At 42.9% G+C, this 24,675-nt stretch carries 27 protein-coding genes; 19 read left to right on the top strand and 8 right to left on the bottom strand.

The window, feature by feature from the left end; translation table 11 throughout:
• Positions 1-81 precede the first annotated feature (81 nt).
• Positions 82-984 carry a WD40 repeat domain-containing protein gene (locus tag ACFGVS_RS02935; RefSeq protein ID WP_439697372.1) on the top strand — a complete coding sequence of 301 codons (903 nt, stop codon included), beginning with the start codon at positions 82-84 and terminating at the stop codon, positions 982-984.
• A 13-nt stretch (positions 985-997) separates the two neighbouring features.
• On the opposite strand, the gene ACFGVS_RS02930 is transcribed toward ACFGVS_RS02935, so the two are convergent.
• Together ACFGVS_RS02930 and ACFGVS_RS02925 are read right to left on the bottom strand one after the other, a co-directional pair.
• A complete protein-coding gene (locus ACFGVS_RS02930; protein ID WP_274212989.1) occupies positions 998-1,759 on the bottom strand; it encodes a C40 family peptidase in 762 nt (253 codons plus the stop codon).
• A gap of 230 nt (positions 1,760-1,989) precedes the next feature.
• Positions 1,990-2,343, bottom strand: a complete 354-nt coding sequence (locus tag ACFGVS_RS02925; RefSeq protein ID WP_090647487.1) for a 4Fe-4S dicluster domain-containing protein — start codon at positions 2,341-2,343, stop codon at positions 1,990-1,992.
• 101 nt (positions 2,344-2,444) lie between these two features.
• On the opposite strand from ACFGVS_RS02925, the gene ACFGVS_RS02920 reads away from it, so the two are divergent.
• The 13 genes from ACFGVS_RS02920 (at position 2,445) to ACFGVS_RS02860 (ending at position 14,513) form a co-directional block, all read left to right on the top strand.
• Positions 2,445-3,470, top strand: coding sequence for an acyl-CoA reductase (locus ACFGVS_RS02920; protein ID WP_439697371.1), 1,026 nt, complete (start codon positions 2,445-2,447; stop codon positions 3,468-3,470).
• Positions 3,471-3,579: 109 nt separating this feature from the next.
• Positions 3,580-3,783 (top strand): fructose-6-phosphate aldolase, encoded by a 204-nt coding sequence (locus tag ACFGVS_RS02915; protein WP_076378137.1) that lies wholly within the window; start codon positions 3,580-3,582, stop codon positions 3,781-3,783.
• Positions 3,784-3,788: 5 nt separating this feature from the next.
• Complete coding sequence (locus ACFGVS_RS02910; RefSeq protein ID WP_090647474.1) at positions 3,789-4,469, top strand: cell division ATP-binding protein FtsE; 681 nt, start codon at positions 3,789-3,791, stop codon at positions 4,467-4,469.
• 259 nt (positions 4,470-4,728) lie between these two features.
• A complete protein-coding gene (locus tag ACFGVS_RS02905) occupies positions 4,729-5,340 on the top strand; it encodes a nucleotide exchange factor GrpE (RefSeq protein ID WP_439697370.1) in 612 nt (203 codons plus the stop codon).
• Positions 5,341-5,542: 202 nt separating this feature from the next.
• Positions 5,543-6,712: a molecular chaperone DnaJ gene (gene dnaJ / locus ACFGVS_RS02900; protein WP_439697369.1), complete on the top strand. Its 1,170-nt coding sequence runs from the start codon at positions 5,543-5,545 to the stop codon at positions 6,710-6,712.
• A 152-nt stretch (positions 6,713-6,864) separates the two neighbouring features.
• Positions 6,865-8,016: a DmpA family aminopeptidase gene (locus ACFGVS_RS02895; RefSeq protein WP_439697368.1), complete on the top strand. Its 1,152-nt coding sequence runs from the start codon at positions 6,865-6,867 to the stop codon at positions 8,014-8,016.
• Between the two features lie 46 nt (positions 8,017-8,062).
• A complete protein-coding gene (locus ACFGVS_RS02890) occupies positions 8,063-8,713 on the top strand; it encodes a hypothetical protein (RefSeq protein ID WP_439697367.1) in 651 nt (216 codons plus the stop codon).
• Entirely contained in the window at positions 8,710-9,282 is a 573-nt protein-coding gene (locus ACFGVS_RS02885) for a hypothetical protein (protein WP_439697366.1), read from the top strand. Before ACFGVS_RS02890 ends, ACFGVS_RS02885 begins: the two co-directional genes overlap by 4 nt.
• On the top strand, positions 9,279-9,875 hold the full coding sequence (locus tag ACFGVS_RS02880) for a hypothetical protein (RefSeq protein ID WP_439697365.1): 597 nt from the start codon (positions 9,279-9,281) through the stop codon (positions 9,873-9,875). Before ACFGVS_RS02885 ends, ACFGVS_RS02880 begins: the two co-directional genes overlap by 4 nt.
• Positions 9,876-9,956: 81 nt before the next feature.
• Entirely contained in the window at positions 9,957-11,057 is a 1,101-nt protein-coding gene (locus ACFGVS_RS02875) for an exo-alpha-sialidase (RefSeq protein ID WP_439697364.1), read from the top strand.
• A 201-nt stretch (positions 11,058-11,258) separates the two neighbouring features.
• Entirely contained in the window at positions 11,259-12,179 is a 921-nt protein-coding gene (locus ACFGVS_RS02870; RefSeq protein WP_439697363.1) for an ABC transporter ATP-binding protein, read from the top strand.
• Positions 12,172-13,410 carry an ABC transporter permease gene (locus ACFGVS_RS02865; protein ID WP_439697362.1) on the top strand — a complete coding sequence of 413 codons (1,239 nt, stop codon included), beginning with the start codon at positions 12,172-12,174 and terminating at the stop codon, positions 13,408-13,410. Before ACFGVS_RS02870 ends, ACFGVS_RS02865 begins: the two co-directional genes overlap by 8 nt.
• Positions 13,411-13,583: 173 nt before the next feature.
• On the top strand, positions 13,584-14,513 hold the full coding sequence (locus tag ACFGVS_RS02860; protein ID WP_439697361.1) for a Ppx/GppA phosphatase family protein: 930 nt from the start codon (positions 13,584-13,586) through the stop codon (positions 14,511-14,513).
• A gap of 268 nt (positions 14,514-14,781) precedes the next feature.
• Here the strand turns inward: ACFGVS_RS02860 and ACFGVS_RS02855 are convergent, their stop codons facing one another.
• The 6 genes from ACFGVS_RS02855 to ACFGVS_RS02830 all read right to left on the bottom strand — a co-directional run bounded on the left by ACFGVS_RS02855 (position 14,782) and on the right by ACFGVS_RS02830 (position 19,086).
• Positions 14,782-15,051, bottom strand: a complete 270-nt coding sequence (locus ACFGVS_RS02855) for a hypothetical protein (protein ID WP_439697360.1) — start codon at positions 15,049-15,051, stop codon at positions 14,782-14,784.
• Between the two features lie 25 nt (positions 15,052-15,076).
• Positions 15,077-15,391 carry a hypothetical protein gene (locus ACFGVS_RS02850; RefSeq protein WP_439697359.1) on the bottom strand — a complete coding sequence of 105 codons (315 nt, stop codon included), beginning with the start codon at positions 15,389-15,391 and terminating at the stop codon, positions 15,077-15,079.
• Entirely contained in the window at positions 15,388-16,785 is a 1,398-nt protein-coding gene (locus tag ACFGVS_RS02845; RefSeq protein ID WP_439697358.1) for a radical SAM protein, read from the bottom strand. Before ACFGVS_RS02845 ends, ACFGVS_RS02850 begins: the two co-directional genes overlap by 4 nt.
• On the bottom strand, positions 16,778-17,527 hold the full coding sequence (locus ACFGVS_RS02840; protein WP_439697357.1) for a prolipoprotein diacylglyceryl transferase: 750 nt from the start codon (positions 17,525-17,527) through the stop codon (positions 16,778-16,780). Before ACFGVS_RS02840 ends, ACFGVS_RS02845 begins: the two co-directional genes overlap by 8 nt.
• Before the next feature lie 17 nt (positions 17,528-17,544).
• Positions 17,545-18,264, bottom strand: a complete 720-nt coding sequence (locus tag ACFGVS_RS02835) for a carboxypeptidase-like regulatory domain-containing protein (protein WP_439697356.1) — start codon at positions 18,262-18,264, stop codon at positions 17,545-17,547.
• Between the two features lie 78 nt (positions 18,265-18,342).
• Positions 18,343-19,086 (bottom strand): carboxypeptidase-like regulatory domain-containing protein, encoded by a 744-nt coding sequence (locus ACFGVS_RS02830; protein WP_439697355.1) that lies wholly within the window; start codon positions 19,084-19,086, stop codon positions 18,343-18,345.
• A 144-nt stretch (positions 19,087-19,230) separates the two neighbouring features.
• Here ACFGVS_RS02830 and ACFGVS_RS02825 point away from each other — a divergent pair, with 144 nt between their 5' ends.
• The 5 genes from ACFGVS_RS02825 (at position 19,231) to ACFGVS_RS02805 (ending at position 24,653) form a co-directional block, all read left to right on the top strand.
• Positions 19,231-21,228: a M1 family metallopeptidase gene (locus tag ACFGVS_RS02825; protein WP_439697354.1), complete on the top strand. Its 1,998-nt coding sequence runs from the start codon at positions 19,231-19,233 to the stop codon at positions 21,226-21,228.
• A gap of 133 nt (positions 21,229-21,361) precedes the next feature.
• A complete protein-coding gene (gene mqnC / locus ACFGVS_RS02820; protein ID WP_090647397.1) occupies positions 21,362-22,486 on the top strand; it encodes a cyclic dehypoxanthinyl futalosine synthase in 1,125 nt (374 codons plus the stop codon).
• Between the two features lie 84 nt (positions 22,487-22,570).
• Positions 22,571-23,122, top strand: coding sequence for an SMC-Scp complex subunit ScpB (gene scpB, locus ACFGVS_RS02815; RefSeq protein WP_274212970.1), 552 nt, complete (start codon positions 22,571-22,573; stop codon positions 23,120-23,122).
• Positions 23,123-23,262: 140 nt separating this feature from the next.
• On the top strand, positions 23,263-23,457 hold the full coding sequence (locus tag ACFGVS_RS02810) for a hypothetical protein (RefSeq protein WP_090647388.1): 195 nt from the start codon (positions 23,263-23,265) through the stop codon (positions 23,455-23,457).
• Between the two features lie 77 nt (positions 23,458-23,534).
• Positions 23,535-24,653, top strand: coding sequence for a GNAT family N-acetyltransferase (locus ACFGVS_RS02805; protein ID WP_439697353.1), 1,119 nt, complete (start codon positions 23,535-23,537; stop codon positions 24,651-24,653).
• Positions 24,654-24,675 lie beyond the last annotated feature (22 nt).

The following is a 24,675-nucleotide window of genomic DNA, read 5'->3' as shown; positions in this document are numbered from 1 at the left end:
ATCTTACTTTTGCTTACAGCCCAATATCAACTGCAAATTAAAAATCTTGCTACTTGATACTTGCTACTTGATACTAACATAATGATTGCAGAAAAAATAGCCGAACTTACCGGGCATGGCAACCCCATTTTCACTTTGGAGCTATCACAAAAACCGGGAATACTATTTACCGGCGGCAATGATAAAGGATTGGTGGAGTGGAGCCTGAAAACAAATGCCTTTATTAAAGTGATGTTCCTGGTTAATGCGTCAATTTATGCCATTCATTGCCCGGCGGGTTATCCGTTAATGTTTGCAGGCCTGCGCAGCGGCCAGGTGCTGGTTTTTGATTTTATACAACAAAAGGTTATCAAGTCACTTAATTATCATCTAAAACCGGTGTTTGATATCAAGTCTGTCAATGGTAAAAAAGAGCTGCTGATAGCTTCTGAGGATGGCACAGTATCAGTTTGGAGCCTTGACACATTGGATATGGTGCACAGCATCAAAGTATCCGCCGATACAGTACGTTGTATAGGGGTTTCGCCCGATGAAAAACAGGTTGCTTTTGGCTGCAGGGATAACGTGGTTAAAATTTACGATTTAGAGGATTACACTTTAGTTAAAGCACTGCATGGGCATACCATGTCGGTTTTTGCCTTGGCTTACAGCACCGATGGCAGGTACCTGGTGTCCGGCGGCCGTGATGCACAGATGAAAATTTGGGATACGGCAACTTACCAACTGATAAAAAACATCCCTGCGCATTTGTTTGCTGTTAACCATATCCTCTTCCACCCCTCCCAGCCTTACTTCGCTACGGCCAGCATGGATAAAAGCATTAAAATTTGGGGAGCCGATGATTTTAAACTGTACAAGATCATCAGCCGCGAAAAAGGATACTCAAGCCATCCGCTGTCAATAAATAAACTGGCATGGAATGGAGATCAGCTATTATCAGTAAGTGATGATAAAAATATTTTTATTTGGGATATAAAATTTTAACGTACGCTCGTGCTTAAAAAAACCTCCGGATGCTATGCAAATTGTGTGTGTGACGCTTTAACTCTTCCGAATAAATACCGTCGTTATCAATAGGGTCTATTTTCACCTTTCCTGAAGCATGAATTATTTGTCCGCCGTTTAATAAAATACCCACATGGGTTACACGTCCTTCGGTATTATTAAAAAAAGCCAGATCGCCCAGACGGGCGTTGTTTAAACTGTCAACTTTTTCGCCCTCCAGGGCTTGTTGACTTGCATCGCGTTTTATTTTTATTTTATTAAGGTTAAATACTACCTGTGTAAAACCAGAGCAATCAATGCCAAAGTGGGTGCGGCCACCCCACAAATAGGGTGCATTCAAAAATGATTTTGCCGTTGTTGCTATATCTTCCCTTTCGCCTATTTCGCCAATGATCTCGAATTTATCATTCCCTATTTTGCAGGTTGTTCCTTTTAAACCGGCAAGTGAGCTGCCTGCAGGCAAATAAAGTATTGAGTTATCAATAATTTTCCAGGCCTGGGTAACCGCCCGGTAAGTTAAAGGCGGAGGCATATTTTGTTGGCTTTTATAGGCTACATGCCCGAACATGGCAAATTGCAGCCTGCCTATCCAGCCCGTATAATTATCAGTTGTTGTAACAATTTTAACCCAGCGTTCGGCCCACTCCTTAATTTCAAAAGTCTCGCCAAATAACACCTGCGATACCTGTTCGCTCCTGTCATCAGGCAAAGCGCGAAGCGGGATTACAGCAAGGTTACAAATACCATATTCCATAGATCAGATTAAATGCAAAAATTAATGTAACTAAGATGCAATAAGCGATCAATAATTACACCGTTTTAATTGGTTTTCAAGATATATTTTAGCTGTGGAGGAGATTAAAGCTAAAATTTACAAGGCTAATTTATTAAATTATTAAACGCCAAATAATTTTATTTAAAAAACAAGCAAAAAAAAGGGATCAGCAAGCTAATCCCTTTTTCAAAATATTTTTTTTTATAAAATTATTCATTCATATGCAGCCAATCTTTTTTGGCTAACAATTCTTCCTGTGTTTCGCGGATATCTTCATCATCTACGCAGCAATCAACCGGGCATACAGCAGCACATTGTGGTTCGTCATGAAAACCAACACACTCGGTACACTTATCAGGCACTATATAATATATCTCGTCGGACAGGGCAGCCTGAGTTTCCTCGGCATTTAAAGTATTGCCATCTCCAAAATCAATAATTCCTTTAAGGCCGGTACCGTCGCTAAAGCGCCATGCCGCACCAGCATCATAAATTGCATTATTGGGGCACTCCGGCTCGCAGGCTCCGCAGTTTATGCATTCATCGGTGATTTTAATCGCCATATTTCTAAATATATAATAATCTCAATTAACTTTGCCCGTAATTTACAAGCGCACAAATATAACAAAAAAAGGCTTTAGGGGTTTAAATCCTCACCATATATATGTCAAAATTTAACATAAAAAATTCCATAAACTCATTTTCGACCTTAGGAAAGCAGTTAATTGCACCCGATGCGCAATTAATGGCCATCATTGAAGACGAACGCTACCATAACGCCTGGTTTACGCCCGAAAGTGTTTTGCAAGCCGTAACCGCCATAGGTAAAATGCTTAATGAGGACGATTTGAAAACCTGGCTCGCAAAATACAATCTTGAAAATGACGCCCCGGGCAAAAAAGTGGGCCTTATTTTGGCAGGAAATATCCCGCTGGTTGGTTTTCATGATGTGCTGTGCGTGCTGGCATCCGGCAATCACGCACTAATCAAAGCATCGTCACAAGACGCCCGGCTGATAAAAACTGTTTTAGAACGATTAGTGGCTATTGACGTCAGCTTCGACAGCCAGTTTAGTTTTGTAGAGCGCTTAGCCGATTTTAACGCCGTTATAGCCACCGGAAGCAACAATAGCTCGCGCTACTTTGATTACTACTTTGGCAAAGTGCACAACATTATTCGTAAAAACAGGAATAGTATTGCCCTGCTAACCGGCGATGAAACGGCAGAACAACTGTTTAACCTTGGCCATGACATTTTTGATTATTATGGCTTGGGTTGCCGCAATGTGAGTAAGTTGCTGGTGCCGAAGGATTATAATTTCAATTTCTTTTTTGAATCGATTGAAGATCATAAGGCCATCATCCATCACCACAAGTACAACAACAATTACGATTATAACAAATCCATCTACCTGGTAAACAGCGACAAGCACCTTGATAACGGATTTTTGATGGTAAAGGAAGATGACAGACTGGCATCGCCACTGGCCGTGCTGTATTTTAGCTATTACGACGATCTTGCCCAGGCGCAGGAACTATTACAAAAACAAAGCGACAATATTCAGTGTATTGTTACCAATGCCACCATTAATGTAGCCAGCCAGGTGGTAAGCTTCGGCCAAAGCCAGCACCCTGCATTATGGGATTATGCCGATGGGATTGATACAATGGAATTTTTGTCAAATCTTTAAAATAACAATACCTTTGGTTTTTGAGGCGAAAGCCGAAAGGTAAAAGGCAAAAGGTTGTACCGGGTGCTTTTACCTTTCTCCTTTTACCTTTAACCTTTCACCTTGAAAAATGTATATTATAAAAGTTAAAGGCGTTGCCAAAATACCCGATTATGTACAGCTGCGGGATGATAAGTTTACGCTGCTGGCTTATTTCAGGGTAGACAGGCCCGATAAATCGTTGGATAAGGTGGGGCTGGCGGATAAGGCGGAGTATATTATGAATATTATTAAGGATTTACCTTTTGGGCAGATCCTGAAATTAGAGCTATAAAAAAGATGATTGGGAACTCTATTATAAAGCTAAATGGTGTTGATATTTTTCAGCAGGCACACCTGGTACTGTCAAACGTAAACCTGCATGTTGATAAAGGTGATTTTGTATGGCTTATAGGCTCTACCGGATCGGGCAAGAGCAGCCTGCTTAAAGTTATTTATGGTGACCTTGGTATAAAAGCCGGTACCGGCCATGCCTGCGGCTACGAGTTGAGCAAATTATCAGGCCGTGACGTGCCTTATTTACGCCGTAAGCTGGGGATAGTTTTCCAGGATTTTCAATTATTGACAGACCGCTCCATAGAGCAGAACCTGCTTTTTGTAATGCGCGCCACCGGCTGGAAAGACAAAAAGCTGATAGCCGAACGTACCCTTGACGTACTGGAAAAAGTTGGCCTCCGTTCTAAACTTAAAAAAATGCCGCATGAGCTATCCGGCGGCGAGCAGCAACGCGTGGTAATTGCCCGCGCCTTGCTTAACAACCCCGAAATTATATTGGCCGACGAACCAACCGGTAACCTTGACCCCGAAACTTCTGAAGAGATTGTATTGCTCCTAAAACAGATCAGCCAATCGGGTACCGCGGTATTAATTGCCACACACGATTATCATATCATCCGTACTTTCCCATCGCGCATTATTAAGTGCGAGAATGGTAAGGTTTTGGAGGATGCGGTGATATGATCAGAATCAGAATTTACAGAATTTGAGGATTAACAGAATACTAAAGTAATGGCTGTTGATCCTCTCTTTATTTTATTTAATACAGTACTCCTACAAATTCTGACTCTTAAATTCTGCTCATTCTAAAATTCTGTAAATTCTGATTCAGACACTGTCAGACCTGCACATACCGTGACATACCTGCCTGAATTGATTTTGTACCACTGACACCTTGTCGGCTTTACGGCTATGGCAGGATACTTGATTGGCACTATCAGCTATGAAATTTAACGACATGTTGAAGAAAAAGAAGAAAGAAAATATGGATACCCCTGAAAATATTAATGAGCCTACACGGGAAAATTTAGCCGAAGAGCAACAACTGAAAGACCAGCAGGCCGAAACTGTTGAGGCTGTTGAAACTGAAGAAACACCCGGCCCTACTGCCGAAGAGAAGTTAAAAGCCGAACTGGCGCAGGCCAATGATAAATATTTACGTTTGTATGCCGAATTTGACAACTTCCGCAGGCGCACCCAAAAAGAACGCGCCGAAGCCCGGGAAACTGAAGGCAAGGATTTAATTATTGCCCTGTTACCTGTTTTAGACGATTTTGAGCGTGCACAACGCTCTATGGAAAAAGCGATTGACGTGGCCCCGGTTAAAGAAGGTGTAACCCTGATACAAAACAAATTAAAAAATATACTTGCTCAAAAAGGTTTGAAAGAAATGGAATCAATAGGCACTCCATTTGATGCCGACCTGCAAGAAGCAATTACTAATATACCCGCCCCTACCGATGACCTTAAAGGCAAGGTTATCGACGAAATGGAAAAAGGCTACACCCTTAAAGACAGGGTGATACGCTTTGCCAAAGTAATTGTAGGAGCGTAATTAATTATTGAGGGACTGAATTAGTGAATTATTGAATTTAAAAATCAGAGAGGTTTAGAAATATCACTTGGTTATCTACCATGGTAATTAAATCAACAAATCGAAAGCGATAAAAAGTCTTTCAACCTCTAATTCAATAAATCAATAATTCACTTATAAAAACTCAATAATTCAATAAATCAATAATTCAATAATTAAATACATGGCTAAAAGAGATTATTACGATATACTGGGCGTTTCAAAAGGATCAGATGCTGATGAGATAAAGAAGGCATATCGTAAAATGGCTATTAAATATCACCCGGATAAAAACCAGGGTGACAAAGAGGCGGAAGAAAAATTTAAGGAAGCCGCTGAAGCTTATGAAGTTTTAAGCAGCCCCGAGAAACGCCAGCGGTATGACCAGTTTGGTCATGCGGCCAATGCTTCATCGCCAAATGGCGGCGGTTATGGCGGCGGAGGCATGGATATGAACGACATATTCAGCCAGTTTGGCGATATATTTGGTGGCGGCAGTCCGTTTGAAGGTTTCTTTGGTGGCGGTGGCCGCCAGGGTGGCGGTGCCGGTGGCAGGCGTGTAGCCCGTGGCAGCAACCTGCGTATTAAAGTACGTTTAACACTTGAAGAAATTGCCAACGGCGCCGAAAAGAAAATAAAGGTTAATAAACAAATAGTCTGCAAAACCTGCGATGGCAGCGGCGCAAAAGATAAAGCATCGTTTCAAACCTGTAAAACATGTGGCGGCTCGGGCGCGGTGCGCAGGGTAACCAATACTATTTTGGGCCAGATGCAAACAACCAGCACCTGCCCTACCTGTAACGGCGAAGGCTCAACCATACTGTCAAAATGTAATGTTTGTCATGGTGATGGCGTAGTGCGTGGCGAAGAGTTGATTACCATCAACGTACCTGCGGGCGTGAGCGAAGGCATGCAGTTAAGCATGAGCGGCAAAGGTAACGCGGCCCCACGCGGTGGTGTACCAGGCGATCTGATCATTTTGATCGAGGAGATTCCGCACGAAACTTTAAAACGCGATGGTAACAACGTGATATACGATTTGCATGTAAATTTTATTGATGCAACATTGGGCACCACTGTTGAAGTACCTACCATTGACGGTAAAGCCAAAATAAAAATTGACCCCGGAACCCAGGGTGGCAAAATATTGCGCCTGAAAGGCAAAGGCGTACCCGAAGTAAACTCATACCATCGTGGCGACCAACTGGTGCACATCAACATCTGGACACCAAAAATTGTAAGCCGCGAAGAGCGCGAAATACTGGAAAAACTACAAGCAAGCCCCAATTTTAAACCCAATCCGGGCAAAAACGAGAAAAGCTTTTTTGAGCGGATGAAGGAATATTTTGAGTAATTGATAGTCGGAAAGTCAGTAAAGACGGAAAGTCCGAAAGATTTTGAGAGCCCGGAGTTTTATGACTTCGGGCTTTTTTGTTACAGATGATTTCCGCTATCGTTTTTTGATGGGTATATTAGAATTTTGGTTCCTGCCGAAGTATCATCAACATGAAAATCTCTTTTTTTACCGCCCTGCTCATAATTACAGCCATTACCACCGCTACCGCCCAGCAGCGTGCGCGCGACCTTGGCATCAAATTCAATGGCACCATCGGCCAGTACAACGCCATTACCGATGTTAAAGGCGTTTTGGTGGGCTACAAGACATTAATAAGCGGCGACGGGCCCTTGGCTACCGGCAAAGGCCCGGTACGCACTGGCGTTACGGTTATTATGCCAAACGGCAAATCTATCGACCCGCTGCCTGCCGGATGGTTTAGCCTGAATGGCGATGGCGAAATGACCGGCACTACCGTAATTGACGAATATGGCCTTAACTACGGCCCCATTGGCATTACCAATACCAATAGCGTTGGCGTGGTAAGAGATGCTATTGGCGAGTGGAATGTTAAAAACTTCAGCAAAGGCTCGCTGGTTGATTTCTCCTTTGGCCTGCCGGTAGCTGCCGAAACTTTCGATGGTGTATTAAATGACATTAACGGATTTCACGTAAAAAAAGAAGATGTGTTCGAGGCGCTGAGTACTGCCCATGGAGGCAAAGTAGAAGAAGGAAACGTTGGCGGCGGCACGGGTATGTCGTTATTCCAGTTTAAGGGCGGTAGCGGAACATCGTCGAGGGTGATTAGTATCGATACGGCTACCTATACCGTTGGGGCCTTTGTACAGGGCAATTTTGGCAGGCGGACAGACTTGATCATATCCGGCGTACCCGTTGGTAAAGAGTGGAAAGGCGATTTGCCTGTTATCAACTCCAAACCCAAGGATGGCTCCATCATTATCATTATAGGCACCGATGCCCCTTTATTACCGGCCCAGTTAAAACTTGTAGCCAAACGCGCATCGTTAGGTGTTGCCCGCTGCGGCGGCGTGGGGCGCAATAGCTCGGGCGATATTTTCCTGGCATTTAGCACAGTACCACCCAAAGATAACGCTAAAGGCACCCTGCAAACCTGGACCGTATTACCCAAAGAACAAATGGATAAAGTTTTCCAGGCTACCGTTGAAAGCGTTGAAGAAGCTATTGTAAATGCGATGATAGCCGCAAAAGATATGAAAGGCATTAACGGGAATACGGTTTATGCTATACGGCATGATAAGCTGATGCAGGTTATAAATAGCTATAGCCATAAAATGCAGTAACAAGTTTATTAATAAAGTTTATTTGCTAATTTAAGGCAACCTTACAATGATGAAACCAACAGTTGGCAAAAGCATTTTTTATATAGCCATAACGCTTGCCTATTTAGCGTGGCTGCCGATCGTTAACGGGGTGAAGATCATGAGGTGGTCTATCAATTTCTATTTCGATGGTACGCTTTCAATCTTATTTTCTGTAGTGCATTGCCTGGTATTTTTTTACTTGCTATGCATTTTAAGATCAAAGCAGGAAAAGCGTTCGATAGTCGTTTCCTTTGCAGTTTTTGTTTGTTTTAGTGCGGTTACTATCCCGTTTTCTTTTACAGGCTTCGGTAACCAGGGTATTGCTATAGCAATAGGTATTTTAGCTTTAGTAATACTACTTAATATGCTTATTCAATCTTTCAGAGTAATTGACGAAAACACCGGCACTGGCTTTAAGCTATTGGGTATAACACTCGCACTTAAAGTTATCGCACAAATGGGGCTGCCTTTTATCTGGGGCTACTTAGCCGATGCATTTTCCTTCAAGTTCGCCTACCTCGGTTACATTCCGCCGTTTTTGGAGGCAGTGGTGCTATTAAGCATCATTTTTATTTTTTACCAATTGCTTAACGAACAAAAGGAGCAACACTACAAGCTGATACATGCCAGCTTGAGTGAAACGTACACATCTACTCAATTAGATGCAGAAAAATGATGGTAACAGTAAAAAACACTTACTATATGATGGCTGTAAACCTGCTTTACACCATTTCGGTTATTTCATCTATTGCATTAAGGTTTAACAATATACGGGTAGGCAAAATACACCTTGTTTCTAATGAAATAGTATACATAATCCCGTTAACCTACCTGGTTTTAGTTTTAAAATACTTAAAGGAAGATACCTCCATCATCACAACGTGCAAAATCTTTATCGGTGTTGACGTTTTTATTTCGTTGTATTTTGTGGTTGTTAAAATCACCGCAAAAAATATATCCTTGTATTATCTTCTTTTTTTATTATCCATTATTGTTGTAATTATTTTTATTATCCAATCTGCCAGGATACAAAACAAGTGGCTGGCATACCCCATGTTTACTTATGGCCTTGCGTTTCTTTTTATCACTTTGCTACAATTGGTGGCAAGCATCATCTATTCGTCGATGATGTTCAAATATGTTAGCCTTACCGAGGTATTTATTCCGGGCATAACATTCTATATCCTGTTTAAGGTAGCAAAGTACCTGGCTATCGACAAGGGACTAAATGAGCAAATGATATGAAAGTAAGCGTTAAAATAACCAAGTATATCATTGCCATTAATGCCATTTACTTTATTACAGTCATCGGGGCTCTTCTATTTGAGTTAAACCAACAGCTGCCACCGTTTTATTTCACGATGATTAGGGAGTTACTTTTTGATGCGCAACTTATATACCTGGTTTATGTGTTAAAACAATTTCATGAAAAAAAAGCATACATCAACACGTCTATAGTTTTCATCGTATTCAACTTTATATTAACCTTTTTGTCTGACGTTACTCCCCCTCATACCAACGGGGCCATGTTGTTGTTTTTCCTATCAATTTTGAAGATGATTATGAACATTGCTCTGATTATTGCTTTTTTTAAATTGCGTAATGATGAACTTAGGCTACCCTTTGCTTTATTTGGGCTTGCTTATTTAAGTTACTTTCTTTTTTATATAACATCCGGCATTCTGATAGTTCTTGTAGCTCAAATCTTCGTGCAAATTAGTGAGTTCAGTCTATTGTTTGTACCTGCTTCGTTGTGTTATGCATTGATAGGGATAACCAAATATTTAAAAAACCAGGATGAACTTAACCGCTCAATCTCCGAATTTCGAACACAATAAATGAATATTCCATCAAAATCAAGTTTTAACACTGTGCCTGTTAAATATTTTGCCGCCTTAATTATTTGGTTGATAAGTTTCATGCCAGGCAACACCCAGGCCCAAACCATCCACAACACCTACAAAACCGAAGCCGGCGTACCTAAATTAAACATCCAGCGGTCGATGATCTACTCGCCCGATAAGGAATGGCTGTATAATCATCACCCATCCATTATTCATTTTAAAGATAAATTCATAGCGATATGGAGCAACGGCCTTATCGACGAGGATTCGCCGGGCCAGCGGGTGGTTTATGCCACGTCGAAGGATTTTGTGAATTGGTCGGCGCCGGTAGCCCTGGCATCGCCGGGCAAGATTAATGATACACTTACCGTATTAACCGCCGCTGGCTTATACCAGTACAAAGGTACTCTGGTGGCCTATTATGGCGAGTATACTAAACATCGGCAAAACACCCACCTTTGGGCCAAAACCAGTAAAGATGGTATGCACTGGAGTAACCCGATCGACATGCATGTGCCGCTAATCCCTAACCACGGCCCCGAGCCCACCAAAAGCGGTCGACTCATCATCAGCGGTAACTTTTTGTTTCCATACACTGATGATCCCCGCGGCATCTCCGGCTGGAAACTCAGCAGCTTTTACCCCGATTCGTTATACACCCAGGATAACTCCGCTGCCTTTTATGCTCCCGCAGCCAGGCTTGGCTTGCCCCCGCTTTGCGAAGGTTCGTTTTTCCAGACGGATAATAACGTGCTGCACATGTTGTTGCGCGTTACCGGCAAAGGCTGGAAGGGTAAATTATGGCTTACCGAAAGTAAGGATAACGGCAGTTCATGGTCGCGCCCGGCAGAGGTTCCTTTTTCTGACAACGACAGCAAATTTCACTTCGGCCGCTTGCCCGATAAGCGTTTTTATTACGTAGGCATTCCCGATACACTACATCATTACGACCGGAACCCGTTGGTGTTATCATTATCAAAAGATGGCCAATCGTTCGATAAAAACTACATCATCGCAAACCAACTTTACCACCTTAAAAAAGAAGGGTTATGGAAAGGCGGCCAATACGGATATCCGCATACTATCATCTACAATGGCTATATGTATGTAATTATATCGCGGCAGAAAGAGGCCATTGAGGTGCTCCGGTTTAAAATAAGCACGAATTTGAATTAAACACGAATTTTACGAATTAGGCGAATTATAACGAATTCGAATAAATATGACTTTGGGATTTGTTCGCCGGCATTCGTGTCAATTCGCCTAATTCGTGAAATTCGTATCTATTTAAATTCGTGACAATTCGTGTGCCATGTAACATTATAAATTTCCCCGTATCTAAACCGTACTATTAACATATAAAACCTAAAACAAAACATGTTAAGCATCCGCAATATTGTTAAACAATACGCCGGTCACCGGGCGTTAGACGATGTAAGCCTGGAGGTAGAAAGCGGCCAGGTTTTCGGTCTGCTGGGACCAAATGGCGCAGGCAAAACTTCCCTTATCCGCATCATTAACCAGATAACCGCGCCGGATTCAGGCGAAGTTTTCTTTAATGGCGAAAAGCTCAATCAATCGCATATAGACCGTATTGGCTACCTGCCCGAGGAGCGCGGCCTTTACAAAAAGATGGAAATAGGCGAGCAAATGATTTACCTGGCCCGCCTGAAAGGGCTTAGCCGCGATGAAGCCCAAAAACGTTTAAAATTTTGGTTTGATAAGCTGGGCATGGAAACCTGGTGGAAAAAAAAGATTGAAGAACTATCCAAAGGCATGCAGCAAAAAGCCCAGTTTGTGGCAACCGTGTTACATGAGCCCGACCTGATTATTTTAGATGAACCCTTCAGCGGTTTCGACCCTGTAAATGCCGAGATCATTAAAGACGAGATCCTGGAGCTGAACAAAAAAGGTGCTACCATCCTGTTCTCTACCCACCGCATGGAATCTGTAGAGGAATTGTGCCATTCTATAGCGCTCATCAATAAATCGCATAAAATATTAGACGGGAAGGTTAAAGCTATCCGCAACTCCTACCGTAACGATACTTACTTTGTGGAATATACCGGTGTGCCTTTAAGCTTAGACGGCCTGCAGCCATTTGAAGTGATTGGCGATACCCTTACCGACGATGAGCGCAACACCATCAAAATAAAGCTTACCGAAGGCAAAAACTCCAATGATGTGTTGCAATACCTGATCCCCAAAACCCACATCAACATGCTACAGGAGGTAATCCCCAGCATGCACGAAATTTTCATTGAAAAAGTTAACGCAAACTCCCTAAGCCATGAATAAAGTATTACTTATTATACAACGCGAATATCTTACCCGTGTACGGAAAAGATCGTTTATTGTGATGACACTGCTTGTGCCCGCCCTGTTTGCGTTAATGTACAAGGTTATTGCCTATGTAGCCGACGATAAAAACGACGTAAAAGCAACACACATTGTACACATTGTTGATAGCGCCGATGTATATAAAGACAAATTAAAAGATAGCCAATACATCAAATTCGACTATTCAAAACACGCTTTAAAAGACCTGAAAGTCGAAGTTAAAGAACAGGAAAACGACCTGGTTTTATATATCCCAACACATTCGCCGGATAAAACGCAGATGTTTGCCAAAAAGAAATCGACCTTATCCATGAGCGATAATATTGAGCGCCAGTTAAATGATATCAATTCCGGCGCGGCTTTGGTTAAAGCTGGTATTGATACTGCAAAACTACATGCCACAAAAAGCAATGTGACAGTAAGCGCCAATGAAATAACCGAAACCGGCGACCAGAGTACCAGCATCGGTGCTACCTACGCGCTTAGCTTCGCGGGCGCAATTTTGATATACATGTCGCTGTTTATTTATGGCGCACAGGTAATGCGGGGTGTTATTGAAGAGAAAACAAGCCGCATCATTGAGGTCATCGTATCCTCGGTAAAACCATTTCAACTCATGATGGGTAAAATCATAGGAGTTGGCTTAGTTGGATTAACGCAGTTTATACTATGGATTGGTTTATCTGCGCTGGTAAGCTATCTTGCTGGCAAAAATGCCGCTGTGGCAAGCCCTGTTTATACTTTTATCCATAATCTGGGTGCCAATGCGGGTTATGAGATTGGGTGCTTTGCTTTCTTTTGGATTAGCGGTTTTTTATTGTATAGTGCCTTATTTGCAGCAGTAGGTTCGGCGGTTGACAGCGAGACAGAAACCCAGCAATTTATGTTCCCGATAACACTGCCATTGTTATTTACCTATATCCTATCTGTTTCATACCTGTTTCAAAAACCAGATAGCCCACTGGCGGTTTGGCTTTCCATGATCCCGCTGACCGCACCCGTGGCCATGATGGTACGGGTTCCGTTTGGCGTTCCACCCTGGCAGCTTGGCATTTCGATGGTAATGATGATAGCCGGCTTTATTTTCACTACTTGGGTAGCATCACGGATATACCGTGTTGGTATTTTGATGTATGGTAAAAAAGTAAACTTTAAAGAGCTGGGTAAATGGTTTTTTTATAAGGAATAATTGGTTCATTGGAACGCGGCATAGCGGGCAAAAAACGGTCGACTGCACAAGACTTGCGAAGTTTTAAAAACCTCGTAAGTCTTTCGGCGATTAGGTTAACGACTAACCACCAGAAAAGACTAATGAACTAATGAACAAGTGAACCAATGAACTAAAATATCTATTTTAGCAACATGAGTAAACGCGTTGCCGTGATGGATTTGGGTACCAATACCTTCCATTTATTGATTGCCGATGGCGATATTGATAACTACCAGGAGATTGTACATTACCATGAAGCCGTAAAGCTTGGCGAGGGCGGCATTAACAAAGGCTATATTGCACCCGAGGCTTACCAGCGCGGCATTGATACCATGCAAATGTTTGAGCAGGAAATAAAGGCCAATAACGCTACCGAAGCTCGCGCGATAGCAACATCTGCCCTGCGCAGTGCATCAAACGGAAAGGATTTTATCAGCGAGGTTAAAGCCCAAACAGGCATAGTCATCGAAATTATCGATGGCGAACAGGAAGCGGGTTTTATTTACCAGGGCGTAAAGATCAGCGGATGCTTATCGGCACAAAATTCGCTCATTATGGACATCGGCGGCGGCAGTGTTGAATTTATTTTAGGAAATGCCGATGGTATCATATGGAAACAAAGCTTTGAAATTGGCGCAGCCCGGCTGATGGATTTGTTTCATCGAACAGATCCTATCCCACCGGCATCCATAGAAGCCTTAAATCAATATCTTGACGAAAAACTGGTCGATTTGTTCGCAGCCGTAAAAAGCAGCAAAATCGACACCCTCATCGGCTCTTCCGGCGCTTTTGAAACTTTTGCCGAAGTGATAGAAGTTGAAAAAGGGCATAATTTCGACTTAAAAACCAACAAAAATTACAGTTTCGACGAGGATGAATTATTAATGCTCATTGGTAAATTTGTAGCATCCAGCCATAAAGAGCGGGCCGCCAATAAAGGCATTATCCCGGTTAGGGTTGATATGATAGTTGCCGCATCGCTCATTACCCGTTTTATTATGACTAAACTTGGTATTGGTAAGGTAAGTATGTGCAGTAATTCGCTTAAGGAAGGGGTTTTGGCCGGGATGTTGGAGGAATAATTGGGTACTATGCATAACCAACAAAGTGTGTGTACCGGTCAGGACGAGACACCCTGAAACACCCTGAAACACCCTGGTACACCCTGAAACACCCTGGTACGGGGTGGTACACCACCGGTGTTAGTCTAAGAATCAATGACAAATGTTTAAGCCGTTATTGTTACATCTGTGGCATTTTCCAAAATATTTTAAAATGCAAAATCAACTAATCAATCAATATATATCCCTGGAACAAATGTTCCACTATCTGGCATAAGATATAGGTAAGTTAGCTTGAAAAAACGGCCAAACAGGTTGAAAAACCAATCAGCAAAACCACTAATGCACTTAATAAAAATTCTTTACGATAAACAAAAATGGCCGCTATTAAGCATATTATAATTTGGACGGCTATAAAGAACGCTTCGCCAATAATAATAAGCTCTTCTTTGTTGACGCCGAAGTATATAGTATAAGCCGCCAACACCGCAAGGTTAATGCCGATGATGATTATTTTTGGCCGCTGTTGTGGCTTTTGCTTTTCGTTTAGCTCTTCCATTAATAGTTTATAATTATTTATTACACTAAAGTCCTTTAAAGCCAACCGTAACACAGGTAGAAAACCCAATAATTAAGACTAATAAACCGGCCAGCAGCCAAAACCAGCTTCGCTTACCAAGGGCGGCACAAATGCATACAACCACATGGATAAATAGCAGGAAAGCTTCAATTAAAGCTCCGCCAGATACAGTAAGGCATGGTATGGAGTAAACAGCAAGTGCTAAAATATTGTATCCAACTATTTTCATCCCCTCACTTTGTTTATTGGGCTCAGGTGTTTCATTAGTATTAAAACCACCTGGTTGAGTGGTGTCGTTAAGGTCGTTATCTTCTATCATACCGTCATTTCATTTCGTAACTGTTCTAAATATTCCCGTTTATCATCCCGGTAAAAAATATTCATGGTTTCAAAGGGGATAATCTGCATATCCTTGTTTACAATGTGCACGCATGATTTTTTGATGGCGCGTACATCAAAATTATGGGCATCGATGAATTGCATAATAATTACCCTGAACAGGTTATCGTAACTCAGGCTTGGTGCGTCAATTTCGGGCAGGCAGCATAATATCGAATGCAGATGCTCTTTAGCTTTATCAACCGAGTTGCCGGTGCTGAACATATTCAGCAAATGGCCTTTCAGCTGTTCGTCCTGTTCATATACAATGGTATTTTTGGAGTTATCCAACAAATCGTCCGGGTTTATCATCCGGGTGAGCGGGAATACCTGGTCGCCCAGTTTTAAGGCGTAGGCCATTACCAGCGCGTCGGGGTTGCAGGGTACCGGGATCAGGTCATTTTTATTGAAGATATTGGTTTGCTCCAGTATAGCGGTACGCACCTCGGTTAGCGTGTACCGATCTGTTTGCTCATTAAAATTCTCCAACCGCCCAGCCTGCTGTGTTGGCTGGAAGGTTACCCCGCGGATGCAGGGTTGTTTCAGGGCGTATTCGATAATTTGGCCTATCTCGTCGGTATTCAAACCTTTTTGCAGTGTTACTACCAGCGTGGTCGAGAGGTTATATTTATTCAGGTGCTCTATAGCCTTGGTGCGCACCTCGCGCAAATCCTCGCCCCGCAATTGCTCCAAAGCTTCTTTTTTAAAGGAATCAAATTGCAGGTATATCTCAAAATCGGGCGTGTAAGTGGCCAGCCGCTTTACAAAGTTCTCGTCCTTGGCTATGCGGATGCCGTTGGTGTTCAGCATCAGGTGTTTAATGGGCTTTGTTTTGGCTATGTCCAATATCTCAAAAAACTGGGGATGCACTGTTGGCTCTCCGCCGCTTATCTGTACCACATCGGGTTTGCCCTCGTTCTCTACAATTACATCCAACATCTGCTCAATTTCCTGCAAGGTACGATGACGGCCATAGCTTGGCGACGACATGGCATAGCAGGTTGGGCAGCTTAAATTGCACCTGTCGGTAACTTCAACCACGGTAAGGCAGGAGTGTTGTTCATGATCCTGGCACAGGCCGCAATCATAAGGGCAGCCGTAATGCGTTTTGGCGTTGAATTTGAGCGGCATTTCGCTACGTTTGGCATAGTCGCGGCAGTTTTTATAATACTCGATGTCGGTGGCTATCAGTACTTTTTCGAAACCATGCTGGCGGCAGTTTTTAAGCATGTACACCTTATCGTCCTCAAACACAATTTTGGCATCAACCCGGCGCAAACAAGTGGAGCAAATGCTCAGGGTAAAATCATAATAAATATAAGGGCGTTCAGGCATCGGTTTTTATCAGTTTAGATGGGTGTATAAATACTTTATAATAATACAAAATACCCGCCAAACAAACTAACTGAATTACCGAAAGCCCAAAACTAAAAAAGTAATCGGGCTTAATAAACTCGTCCAGAAATCTGAATACCAGGTAACTTGCCATAAAAACCTTAAACTTTGAACCATCGGTAAATTGATGTCGCCGTTCAATCAGCTTTAAAATGAGCCAAAGCAAAATCCAAAACACAATCTCGTAAAGGTTTGTGGGATGCCTGCGGATACCATCGCCAAAATTGATAGCCCAGGGCAGGTTTGAGGCAATGCCGTAAGTACCATCTTCCAACCCCGCCAGGAAACAACCTGTACGGCCGATAATCATGGCCAGTATCAGCGGGTAAACCATCAAATCGCCGGATGATACGGTTACTCCTATTTTCTTCTTGGTAAGCTCTACGCCTGTCAATCCGCCAAGCATTCCGCCCACAATGGTTTTATTGCCCATAAAGTAAATGAGGTTGAACTTTGACAGCAGCGCTGGGTTCTCCAAAACGCCAACCACATGCGAACCTATAAAAGCTCCCAATGCCGCGCCGATAAAAATAATAAGCCGGTTTTCGGTACTAATCTGGTCGTGGGTATTCCGGCGCAGCCAGGCATAGTAGCGGTAGCCTAAAAAGTAAGCCAGGGTTTCGCACACAAAATGTACGGGAATGGATGATTTGCCTATGGGGATATTTAAGGGGAAGTGCAACGTGATTTAGTAAGGCTCTAAAATATTCTTTTTATTTTATTCCATACCCGCCGGGCGAATGAATATCGAACACAAACTCCGCCGGCTACAATATTAGCTGAATTAGCAATTGTCGAATCTTCTTCCATTGTAACGTTATATAAATTACCGGGCACATCTTTAATTTTAAACTTTTGGGGTTTAAAACCGATAAATGAAAAAACCAGGCTGTCTGCCGATGATGGCACTATTAACTTAAAATTGCCATCCATATCGGTTGACGTGGTGAGGGTTTTATCGTTCAAATAAACCGAAGTGCCCGGAAGCGGCAGGCCGCCATCTTTTACTATAACCTTCCCTTTTAAAAGAACCTCCCCCACGGTATCAGCCGGCAAGCTATTTTGTCGACCCTGTTTTTTGTTCTCATGTCGCTCTGTTTCATGTTGTACACCAGCCTCGGCCCTGGCAAATGGAATTAAACTCATGAGCGATGCCGCAACCAGCAACTTTTTCCATCGTATGGTATAATTATTATTGCCAATATCGTTATTCAAAAGTGATAACTGTTGCTTATCAAACCTGCCGCAAACATTAGGTTTTTTATCCAGGTAGCTAATAATATCAGCATTATTCATTTTTGTAAAATCGGTTACGGTTTTACAGCAGTGCAGGCAATAGCGTCCGTCGATAACGGGTTTCATTTGCACCCATTGCTCGTGGCAGGGCTCATGAATGCTGATACTTTTTATTGCCGTCATGGATTATTTCGATTGTTAGGTTACAACTAAGTTAACAATTTACTCATCAAACAGATCTTGCGCCAATGGTATTTCCCATCAATTAAATATCTTCCGTATCGGCCTTTTTATACATTTATAATAAATACGTTTAATAAGGGGCGTTTTGGTTACCACTACCTCGCCCAGCATGGCATATTGTTCTGTCGTAAGTTTTACCTGGTAATTTTCATCTGCACAAATGTCAACCAGCATCGTTTTGTATCCTATAAAGGCAACCTGTACTTGCTTTGTATCTGCCGGTATGGTAAGCCTGAATTTGCCGGCTGTATCGGTTGTAGCGCGTGTTAAGCCCGATGGTGTTTTGACACTAACACCCGGTATAGATAAGTTTTGGTCGTCATATATGCGCCCGGTGATTACCCGGGTTTTAGCGGCATCGGTTGTTGCTACTACCTTACCCAACATAATACTGCCCGCATCGCCGGTTGGCCTGGGAACTTGCACCGTTATAGCCGGTTTATTTTGCGCCACGGCTTTAAATGATAAGGTAAAACTTGCAATACCCATTATTACAGCCAGCCTTTTCCAACCGCTGGTTGCCGTTGCCGGGGTATCGGCACTAAACTGATGATTGAGGTTAGTTAACTGTTGCTCGTTAAACCTGCCGCAAACATTGCTTGTATTGCTTAGGTAAGCAATAACCTGGCTATTGGTCATGGTTGTAAAATCGGTAACAGTTTTACAGCACTGGGCGCAATGCCTGCCGCTTTCGGCAGGCATCATTTGCTGCCACGATTGGTGACAAGGTTTAGGTATATTGACATTTTGGATGTTCGACATATCGGGTGCGTTTTTTAACAGGATGCAATTTTTATCGCCATTCCATAAACGCGTTTTAATTTTTTTGAAATTTCCTTTATCTTTTTCATCGCCAAATAAAATTCCCGCCCATCCTTTGTATATTGCTGCCTTTAACTGATCCTCATGAAAATTAAATTTTTAGGCTTCGGCCTATTCGTCCTTTTTGCTGTCAATTCCCAGGCACAAAAAACAAAAATTAACCCCGGCGATACCACATCCAACTACAACCCGGCGGCATTATTTTCGCCGCAGTTTTATACCGATAAGGGCAACGAGTTTCACTCGGCCAATGGCGAACCCGGCGCCAAATATTGGCAAAACCGCGCCGACTATACCATTAACGTAGCGCTGGATACCGCTGCCAAAACCATTAGCGGCACAGTAACCATTAATTATGTAAACAATAGCCCCGACGCGCTGCAATACCTGTGGCTTCAGCTGGATCAAAACACCTATAAAAAAGAAGCCCGCTCTAACTTTTTTACCGGCCGGGTGCCGGCACCAAACCAGCATACTACAGGTTATACCATAGAATCAGTCGCTTTAGATTATGGCGATGTAGTTAAGCCTGTGCCTTTTATCATAACAGACACGCGTATGCAAGTGCGTTTACCGCATGCTTTGGGCAAGGGTGCTTTAAAACTGCGCATCAAATATCACTACACCATTCCGGGTGACTTTGGTAACCGCACCGATTATGTAAACACCAAAAACGGAACGATTTACGAAATAGCCCAATGGTTTCCGCGTATGTGCGTGTATGATGATAGCCGGGGCTGGGATACCCTGCCATTTTTGGGTGCGGGCGAGTTTTATTTAGATTATGGCGATTTTGATTACCAGGTTACTGTACCATGGGATATGATTGTAGCCGGTTCGGGCGAGTTATTAAACCCAAAAGAAGTTTTAACCGCCAAACAAATAGCCCGCCTTGATGCCGCGCGCACAAGCGATAAAACGGTAATGATACGCACCCTTGCCGAGGTTACCGACCCGGCAAGCCGCCCTGTTAACAAAGGCACGCTTACCTGGCATTACAAGATGATAAACACCCGCGATGTAGCATTTGGTGCATCAAAAGCCTATGTTTGGGATGCGGCAAGGGTTAATTTGCCCGGTGGCAAAAAATCATTGGCCATGTCGGTTTACCCCGTCGAGAGTGTTGGCCCCAATGCCTGGGACCGCGCGACTGAGTACCTCAAAAAATCGATAGAATATTTTTCAGAAAAATGGTTTGTGTACCCCTACCCTGTTGCCATTAACGAGGCCGGTATTGCAGGCGGTATGGAGTATCCGGGTATTGTGTTTGACGGCATTACCGATAAAGGCAACGAGTTATATTGGGTAACCGCGCACGAGATAGGCCACAACTGGTTCCCGATGATCGTAGGATCGGACGAGCGCCGTTTTGGCTGGATGGATGAAGGCTTTAACACCTTTATAGACATTTACGCATCGGAAGAATTTAACAAAGGCGAATACGCCCCTAAGCGCGATGGTGAATATGCGCCCGGTGGTGGTAACCCCGCCGATGAGATCATCCCGATTTTGAACGACCCCGCTTCGCCATCTATCATGACGGCTGCAGATGCAACGCCCGAAAAATATCGCCATCCGCTGGTGTATTTTAAGCCTGCATTTGGCCTGGTTTTGCTGCGCGAACAGATACTGGGTAAGGATAGGTTTGATTATGCCTTCCGCAACTACATCAGCAAATGGGCATTTAAACACCCGCAACCCGACGACTTTTTCCGCTCGATGGAAAGCGGCGCCGGCGAAGATCTATCCTGGTTTTGGAAGGGCTGGTTTTATAACAACTGGGTGAGCGACATAGCCATTACAGCAGCCCAAAACATAGGTAGTAACGCAACCAAGGGCGTAAAAATAACTGTTGTGAGTAAAGAGCAGCTGCCAATGCCATTTACTGTGGAGTTAAAATATCAAGACGGCAGCAAAAAGCGCCACTACCTCCCTGTTGAAACCTGGATGCAGCGCAAAGTAGTAACGGTAATACTCCCCGACGACAAAGACGTTGAAAGCGTTACCATCGACCCGGATAATGCACTACCTGATTTGAACAGGGGAAATAATAGTGTAAAGGTGAGCCCCCCAACCCCCTAAAGGGGGAGTTTCTGATTTGCAATTAACCTCGTTTATTATTGCTCCCCCTTCAGGGGGCTGGTGAGCTTCTCATTAATTTGTCAATCTTATCTCAACGTTAAACAATTAATAAGGTAAAGCTTATCTTTGCTATATGAACACAGCCGATCTGTTGCAACGCGCTTTGCGGTTTGATTTTTTGACCCAGGAAGAAGGGGTTTATCTATATAATAATGCGCCTACTGCCGATTTAATGTACACTGCCAACGAACTGCGTAAAAAGCAGGTTCCGCATGGAAAGGTTACCTGGCAAATTGATCGTAATGTTAATACTACCAATGTATGTATAGCCAATTGCAAGTTTTGTAACTTTTTTCGCAGGCCCGGCCACGAGGATAGCTACATTACCGATATTGAAACCTACAAAAAGAAAATAGAAGAAACTTTCCGTTACGGCGGCGATCAGTTACTGCTACAGGGCGGCCACCACCCCGACTTAGGGCTTAAATTTTATACCGATCTGTTCAGCGAACTGAAACAATTATACCCCAAGTTAAAACTACACTCTTTAGGCCCGCCGGAGATAGCGCACGTAGCCAAGCTGGAGAATATGAGTCATATAGATGTACTCAGGGCGATGAAAGAGTCGGGACTGGATTCACTGCCCGGCGCAGGCGCCGAGATATTGAACGATCGTGTACGCCGCCTGATATCAAAAGGTAAATGCGGTGGCAAGGAGTGGCTGGATGTAATGCGTGCAGCCCATCAGCTTAACTTGCCTACATCCGCAACTATGATGTTTGGCCACATTGAAACCATCGAAGAACGCTTTGAGCACCTGGTTTGGATCCGCGAGGTACAATCCGAAAAACCTGAAGGTCATTATGGGTTTGTTGCCTTTATACCCTGGCCTTTCCAGGACGATGGCACGCTGCTACGTAAAGTTCGTGGCATCACCAATAATGTAACCGGCGATGAATACATCCGTATGATAGCGTTAAGCCGTATTATGCTGCCTAATATTAAAAACATACAGGCCTCATGGCTTACCGTTGGTAAACAGGTGGCCCAATTATGCTTACACGCAGGTGCTAATGATTTTGGCTCGATCATGATTGAAGAAAACGTAGTATCTGCCGCAGGCGCACCGCACAGGTTTACCGCAAAAGGCATCCAGGATTCAATCAAAGAAGCTGGTTTTGAGCCACAGCTACGCACCCAAAAATACGACTGGCGCGATATACCGGTTGAAATTGAGGAACAAGTTATAGATTATTAAGTTGGCAGTTTTCAGTTAGCAGTTGGCAGCCAGGTGTATTGCTTTTTACTGCAAACTGAAAACCGCGGACTGCAAACTAAAAAAATGACCCATCATATAGAGGCACTCATCTTCGCATCTGAACAAGGTATACGGTTGGAAGAGATCATGTATTGCCTTCAGGCTGCTTTTGAACGCGATTTTACGGCTGATGAAGTGAACGAGAGCCTAAAAGCCATCGAACTAAAATATAGCGACGATAACCTGGCCATCGAGTTAGTAAAAGTGGGCAACGGCTACCAGTTTTTTACCAAAAAAAAATACCACCCGGTTATCAACCTGTTACAATTGCAACGATCTAAAAAAAGATTGAGCCAGGCTGCTTTGGAAACCCTTGCCATTATTGCGTATAAACAGCCGGTAACCAAAACCGATGTAGAGCAAATACGCGGTGTAAACTGCGATTACTCGATCCAAAAATTGCTCGAAAAAGAGCTAATAGCTATAACCGGGAAGTCGGAAGCGTTGGGAAAACCTATATTATATGGCACCAGCGGCCTTTTTATGGATTATTTTGGAATTAACAGCATACAGGAATTACCTCAGATTAAGGATTTTACAAGCACATCGGTAGCCATTGGCGAACAAACAGAATAATTTTTATTTCATGTTTTTAATAAAAATGATTTTGATTATTTTTACTATTGAAATGGGAAATAAAAGCTTCTAAAAAAATTCCTGCTTTTTGCCCGATTTAAAGTATTATTGACAAAGTTTTACAAATAAAATCCATTACAATGGGAGCGCCAAAAAAACCAACCACTAAGAAGATCGACAATTCTGATGACGACCTTGATGACGACGACGATCTGAGTCTCGACTCAAAAAAGAAAAAAGTTGAGGACGATGATGATGATTTTGACGGCCCTTTAGATGACGATCTGGGCAGAGGTTATGATTCATTTGATGACGACGATGACGACGATTTTTAATCGTTAACCATACATAGTTCCATTTGTAAAGCATTCAGCACATGCCCTGAATGCTTTTTTTTATATTTGGCCTTCCTATGATTATTACCGAAGTAAAAGATAAAGCATCAAAAAAAGCATTTTTAAACGTTGCACGTACATTATACAAGAATGACAAAAACTGGGTTTGCCCGCTGGATAATGATATTGAAGCGGTATTTGATCCGGCTAAAAACAATTTTCACCAGGATGGCAAGTGTACCCGCTGGATTCTTAAAGATGATAACGGCAAGGTGATAGGCCGTGTTGCTGCCTTTATTAATAATAAAAAGGCCTATCATTATGAGCAGCCAACGGGTGGCATGGGCTTTTTTGAATGCGTCAACGATAAAAAGGCAGCTTTCCTGCTATTTGACACCGCAAAAAAATGGTTGCAGGATAATGGCATGCAAGCCATGGACGGGCCCATTAATTTTGGCGAGAATGATAATTTTTGGGGATTGCTGGTAGAGGGCTTCACCCACCCCTCCTATGGCATGAACTATAATTTTCCGTACTACCGGGCATTTTTTGAAGATTACGGTTTTAAAACACTGTATGAGCAAATTACCAATCACCTGGATGTAAACAAGCCTTTTTCTGAGCGCTTTACAAAAATTGCCAATTGGGTTATTAAAAAGCCCGGTTACGATTTCAGGCATTTCGAGATAAAAAAGATGGAAAAGTTTGCTGCCGATTTTATCGAGATTTATAACGATGCCTGGCGGGATTTTGAAAACTTTGTTCCAATTACCCAGGCCACCATTGCCGAAAGCTTTAAAAAAATGAAGCCCCTAATGGACGAAAAATTGATCTGGTTTGCGTACATTGATGATGAACCGGCTTCATTTATTATAATTTTGCCCGATGCCAACCAGATGCTTAAGCCACTAAACGGCAAACTGGACCTGATTGGTAAGCTTAAATTTTTATATTACCGTTGGAAAGGCGTATCGCGTATGCGGGCGATAGTGATGGGCACCAAACAAAAATACCAGAAACACGGGCTCGAATCGGCCATATTCATCAAACTTAAAGAGTATGTTTTACCTTTAAAGCAATACGATGAACTGGAATTGTCGTGGGTTGGGGATTTTAACGAGAAAATGATTGCCATTCATGCGGCTGTTGGGGCTACATTTGGCAAAAAACATTTAACAATGCGTTGCACATTTTAAACAAGCCCGGTTGCACCCGGGC

Source organism: Mucilaginibacter sediminis (assembly GCF_051903035.1).
Classification (GTDB): Bacteria; Bacteroidota; Bacteroidia; order Sphingobacteriales; family Sphingobacteriaceae; genus Mucilaginibacter.
Note: the sequence above shows the minus strand (reverse complement) of the source record. Positions and strands in the feature narration are given on the sequence as shown.

Excerpts from the sequence above, each read along its gene's own strand:
- ACFGVS_RS02935 (WP_439697372.1), top strand. The coding sequence starts at position 82 with ATGATTGCAGAAAAAATAGCCGAACTTACCGGGCATGGCAACCCCATT.
- ACFGVS_RS02930 (WP_274212989.1), bottom strand. The coding sequence starts at position 1,759 with ATGGAATATGGTATTTGTAACCTTGCTGTAATCCCGCTTCGCGCTTTG.
- ACFGVS_RS02925 (WP_090647487.1), bottom strand. The coding sequence starts at position 2,343 with ATGGCGATTAAAATCACCGATGAATGCATAAACTGCGGAGCCTGCGAG.
- ACFGVS_RS02920 (WP_439697371.1), top strand. The coding sequence starts at position 2,445 with ATGTCAAAATTTAACATAAAAAATTCCATAAACTCATTTTCGACCTTA.
- ACFGVS_RS02915 (WP_076378137.1), top strand. The coding sequence starts at position 3,580 with ATGTATATTATAAAAGTTAAAGGCGTTGCCAAAATACCCGATTATGTA.
- ACFGVS_RS02910 (WP_090647474.1), top strand. The coding sequence starts at position 3,789 with ATGATTGGGAACTCTATTATAAAGCTAAATGGTGTTGATATTTTTCAG.
- ACFGVS_RS02905 (WP_439697370.1), top strand. The coding sequence starts at position 4,729 with ATGAAATTTAACGACATGTTGAAGAAAAAGAAGAAAGAAAATATGGAT.
- dnaJ (WP_439697369.1), top strand. The coding sequence starts at position 5,543 with ATGGCTAAAAGAGATTATTACGATATACTGGGCGTTTCAAAAGGATCA.
- ACFGVS_RS02895 (WP_439697368.1), top strand. The coding sequence starts at position 6,865 with ATGAAAATCTCTTTTTTTACCGCCCTGCTCATAATTACAGCCATTACC.
- ACFGVS_RS02890 (WP_439697367.1), top strand. The coding sequence starts at position 8,063 with ATGATGAAACCAACAGTTGGCAAAAGCATTTTTTATATAGCCATAACG.
- ACFGVS_RS02885 (WP_439697366.1), top strand. The coding sequence starts at position 8,710 with ATGATGGTAACAGTAAAAAACACTTACTATATGATGGCTGTAAACCTG.
- ACFGVS_RS02880 (WP_439697365.1), top strand. The coding sequence starts at position 9,279 with ATGAAAGTAAGCGTTAAAATAACCAAGTATATCATTGCCATTAATGCC.
- ACFGVS_RS02875 (WP_439697364.1), top strand. The coding sequence starts at position 9,957 with ATGCCAGGCAACACCCAGGCCCAAACCATCCACAACACCTACAAAACC.
- ACFGVS_RS02870 (WP_439697363.1), top strand. The coding sequence starts at position 11,259 with ATGTTAAGCATCCGCAATATTGTTAAACAATACGCCGGTCACCGGGCG.
- ACFGVS_RS02865 (WP_439697362.1), top strand. The coding sequence starts at position 12,172 with ATGAATAAAGTATTACTTATTATACAACGCGAATATCTTACCCGTGTA.
- ACFGVS_RS02860 (WP_439697361.1), top strand. The coding sequence starts at position 13,584 with ATGAGTAAACGCGTTGCCGTGATGGATTTGGGTACCAATACCTTCCAT.
- ACFGVS_RS02855 (WP_439697360.1), bottom strand. The coding sequence starts at position 15,051 with ATGGAAGAGCTAAACGAAAAGCAAAAGCCACAACAGCGGCCAAAAATA.
- ACFGVS_RS02850 (WP_439697359.1), bottom strand. The coding sequence starts at position 15,391 with ATGATAGAAGATAACGACCTTAACGACACCACTCAACCAGGTGGTTTT.
- ACFGVS_RS02845 (WP_439697358.1), bottom strand. The coding sequence starts at position 16,785 with ATGCCTGAACGCCCTTATATTTATTATGATTTTACCCTGAGCATTTGC.
- ACFGVS_RS02835 (WP_439697356.1), bottom strand. The coding sequence starts at position 18,264 with ATGACGGCAATAAAAAGTATCAGCATTCATGAGCCCTGCCACGAGCAA.
- ACFGVS_RS02830 (WP_439697355.1), bottom strand. The coding sequence starts at position 19,086 with ATGTCGAACATCCAAAATGTCAATATACCTAAACCTTGTCACCAATCG.
- ACFGVS_RS02825 (WP_439697354.1), top strand. The coding sequence starts at position 19,231 with ATGAAAATTAAATTTTTAGGCTTCGGCCTATTCGTCCTTTTTGCTGTC.
- mqnC (WP_090647397.1), top strand. The coding sequence starts at position 21,362 with ATGAACACAGCCGATCTGTTGCAACGCGCTTTGCGGTTTGATTTTTTG.
- scpB (WP_274212970.1), top strand. The coding sequence starts at position 22,571 with ATGACCCATCATATAGAGGCACTCATCTTCGCATCTGAACAAGGTATA.
- ACFGVS_RS02810 (WP_090647388.1), top strand. The coding sequence starts at position 23,263 with ATGGGAGCGCCAAAAAAACCAACCACTAAGAAGATCGACAATTCTGAT.
- ACFGVS_RS02805 (WP_439697353.1), top strand. The coding sequence starts at position 23,535 with ATGATTATTACCGAAGTAAAAGATAAAGCATCAAAAAAAGCATTTTTA.